Here is a 414-nt window from a genome sequence, read left to right as displayed (position 1 = left end):
ATAAAAATGGATCAGTAAAAGCTGAATATGAAATGCCCGCTCCGGGGTTAACTCGTCTGCCGCCTCTTTTAAAAGCGGCACCAGCGGGCGGAATGACTGAATAAAGGTTTCGTACATGGCATTTTGTTCAGTTAAATGCCAGCACTCTTCTACTCTGGCACGCAGTGCTGCGCGAGAAAGCGCCAGTGGTATTTGCGCTTCAAAACAAATCACGTTATCCGCCACACCCGCTTCATGCAAAAGTGTCTGTACATCGGCCAGTTTTTGCGACGGCGATGCCATCAGGCTGGGTGCCAGTGCGCCAAAACCTTGCCAGATCAACTGCTTTTTGACATCAGCCAGCGTTGATTTATCTAAACCTTCCGAGAGCAACAGGAGCCATTTACCATCCCATGCAGGTTGCTCTGCGCGATA

At 49.8% G+C, this 414-nt stretch carries 1 protein-coding gene; it reads right to left on the bottom strand.

Annotated elements, in window-relative coordinates; genetic code table 11:
- The coding region (locus CWB72_RS20280) for a PaaX family transcriptional regulator C-terminal domain-containing protein (protein WP_252371608.1) at positions 1-414 on the bottom strand (414 nt) is incomplete at both ends.

The organism is Pseudoalteromonas phenolica (assembly GCF_005886345.1).
Classification (GTDB): domain Bacteria; phylum Pseudomonadota; class Gammaproteobacteria; order Enterobacterales; family Alteromonadaceae; genus Pseudoalteromonas; species Pseudoalteromonas phenolica_A.
The sequence above is the reverse complement of the archived record's forward strand: the minus strand, read 5'-3'. Positions and strand labels throughout refer to the sequence as shown.